The sequence below is a fragment of the Candidatus Infernicultor aquiphilus genome (assembly GCF_002784285.1).
In the GTDB taxonomy this organism is placed as follows: Bacteria; Atribacterota; Phoenicimicrobiia; order Phoenicimicrobiales; family Phoenicimicrobiaceae; genus Infernicultor; species Infernicultor aquiphilus.
Window position 1 is genome coordinate 1 of sequence record NZ_PFKO01000134.1, and the last position, 2,031, is coordinate 2,031.

At 32.2% G+C, this 2,031-nt stretch carries 4 protein-coding genes and 1 pseudogene; all 5 read right to left on the reverse strand.

All coding sequences use genetic code 11. The features are described 5' to 3' along the window. Positions 1-274: 274 nt before the first annotated feature. Positions 275-670, reverse strand: coding sequence for a 30S ribosomal protein S11 (rpsK, locus tag COZ07_RS03715; RefSeq protein WP_406607243.1), 396 nt, complete (start codon positions 668-670; stop codon positions 275-277). A gap of 28 nt (positions 671-698) precedes the next feature. Next, positions 699-1,067, reverse strand: a pseudogene (gene rpsM, locus COZ07_RS03720) (30S ribosomal protein S13); the annotation flags it as partial. A 24-nt stretch (positions 1,068-1,091) separates the two neighbouring features. Then, positions 1,092-1,208: a ribosomal protein bL36 gene (gene rpmJ / locus COZ07_RS03725; protein ID WP_406607244.1), complete on the reverse strand. Its 117-nt coding sequence runs from the start codon at positions 1,206-1,208 to the stop codon at positions 1,092-1,094. A 179-nt stretch (positions 1,209-1,387) separates the two neighbouring features. After that, the gene (gene infA, locus COZ07_RS03730) at positions 1,388-1,603 is read right to left on the reverse strand and encodes a translation initiation factor IF-1 (RefSeq protein ID WP_406607245.1); all 216 of its coding nucleotides are present in this window, start codon (positions 1,601-1,603) and stop codon (positions 1,388-1,390) included. A gap of 59 nt (positions 1,604-1,662) precedes the next feature. Continuing rightward, the coding region (locus COZ07_RS03735; RefSeq protein WP_406607246.1) for a M24 family metallopeptidase at positions 1,663-2,031 on the reverse strand (369 nt) is incomplete at its 5' end.

Below are 2,031 nucleotides of genomic sequence, written 5' to 3' on the forward strand. Positions count from 1 at the left end.
TAATTAGCTAGTTTAATACTAATAATTCATTTACTAATTAACCACTAACTAGTAGAGCGTTTCCTTAATAATGTTACAATGATTTGTCATTGCGAGCGATAGCGAAGCAATCTCAAGTCCTTACAAATTAAGGGATTGCTTCGTCGCTTTGCTCCTCGCAATGACAGAACAAAATGTAAAGATATTTAGAAAACGAACTACTATCTAACTAACTAATTTATCTTGCATTTTATATTTGAAACTAACGACTATTCACTATTCACTAACGACTAATTTATATCCTTCTTTGTTTTGGAGGCCTACAACCATTGTGTGGAATTGGGGTGGCATCCTTAATTATATTAACTTTTAAACCAATTGCTTGCAAAGATCTAATTGCTGTTTCTCGGCCTGGACCAGGACCTTTTACTAATACATCTACTTCTTTCATCCCTTGATCCATCGCTTTTTTCGCCACTGCCTCTGCGGCTACTTGAGCAGCGAAGGAAGTACTTTTTTTACTTCCCTTATAACCCATATTTCCAGCACTAGACCAAGCAATTACATTTCCATATTTATCCGTAATAGTAACTATAGTATTATTAAAAGTAGATTTAATATGAGCTATTCCTGATACTATATTTTTTTTAACTTTCTTCTTGGTTTTCTTTATTTTTTTCTTTTCGGTCAATTAAATTACTCCTTTCCTTATCTATATTTTTCTTTGCTTTTGCTCCTACTGTCTTGGTGCGTCCCTTTCGAGTTCTCGCATTAGTTTTAGTTCTTTGACCCCTAACCGGAAGTCCTTTTCGATGTCTTAATCCTCTATATGAACCTATATCCATAAGCCTTTTTATAGAGATAGTAACTTCACTTCTACGTTCCCCTTCTACTTTATAATTTTTATCAATAATTTCCTTTATCTTATTTATCTCTTCTTCAGTCAAATCTTTAGATCTGGTATCGAAATTAACTTTTGATTCCTTCAATATGGATTGTGCGCTGGTAATACCAATTCCATAGATATAAGTTAAAGCATATTCTATCCTCTTATTTCTGGGTAAATCTACTCCAGCTATTCTGGCCATATCTTAATATATCCTCCTTTGATATTATTTACCTTGTCTCTGTTTATGTTTTGGATTGCTACAAATTACTCTTATTTTACCTTTTCTTTTAATTATTTTACACTTTGCACAAATTTTTTTAACCGATGATCTTACTTTCATTTATTTATTTCCTCCATAAATAGTTTAGCTTATAGCGTGTAGTGCATAGTTACAGTATGGTTAAATAAAATTCTCCTTCAAAATTTCTATTTAATTCTAACTCCTAAATCCTATCTCCTCTATGCTAAACGCTGCCCGCTAGAAAATGAGATACGATTCACGAGATAAGTGATACAAATTTATAATCTATAAACGATTCTGCCCTGGGTTAAATCATAAGGTGATATTTCAACTTTTACTCTGTCTCCAGGTAAAATTCTAATAAAATGCATCCTAATTTTACCTGAAATATGGGCTAATATTTCACAACCATTTTCCAATTCAACCCGAAAAGTAGCATTAGGTAAAGCTTGAATAACTTTTCCTTGCATTTCTATACACTTTTCTTTCACCATTAATTATTCCACCGCTTAAAATATCTTTTATTTAAACCATTTAAAAGTAACTAATTTATTTAAAGAATAGTTAATATTTCGTTCCCATCTGCAGTTATAGCTATACTATGTTCAAAATGTGCTGATCGCCTTCCGTCTTCTGTTACAACTGTCCACCCATTATTACAAAGTCTTGTTTTGTAATCACCCATATTTACCATAGGTTCAAGGGCTAATACCATTCCCTCTTCTAGCATTAAACCAGTATGAGGAACCCCATAATTTGGTATTTGTGGTTCTTCATGCAAATAACAACCTACTCCATGACCTACATATTCTCTTACTACAGAGAAATTAAAATTTTCTACTGTTTTTTGTATAGCAAAAGAAATATCACCTAATCTATTGCCTATAATAGCTTTCTCTATGCCTGCAAACAGAGATTTTTT